This is a genomic window from Nocardia rhamnosiphila NBRC 108938, assembly GCF_000720425.1.
GTDB classification, from domain to species: domain Bacteria; phylum Actinomycetota; class Actinomycetes; order Mycobacteriales; family Mycobacteriaceae; genus Nocardia; species Nocardia rhamnosiphila.
Genome location: NZ_JOAJ01000092.1, coordinates 1 through 203 on the forward strand (window position 1 = coordinate 1; position 203 = coordinate 203).

Genomic DNA, 203 nt, shown 5'->3' on the forward strand with positions numbered 1-203 from the left:
GCGACGGTGTTCATGGTTGTGCATGCGGTGCTGGCGTTGCTGTTGGCGCGGTTGTCGGCTACCGATGATGTGGCGGTGGGTACGCCGATCGCGGGTCGTGGTGAGGCGGAGCTCGACGATGTGGTCGGGATGTTCGTCAATACGTTGGTGTTGCGGTCGCAGGTGCGGGGTGGGGCGAGTTTCGCGGAGTTCTTGGCGGCGAC

General features: G+C 64.5%; 1 protein-coding gene. It reads left to right on the plus strand.

Going from position 1 to position 203, the window contains the following annotated elements:
• Positions 1-12: 12 nt before the first annotated feature.
• Positions 13-203, plus strand: a 191-nt coding sequence (locus IG75_RS37110; protein WP_425594512.1) for a condensation domain-containing protein, incomplete at its 3' end; no start/stop codon positions are given.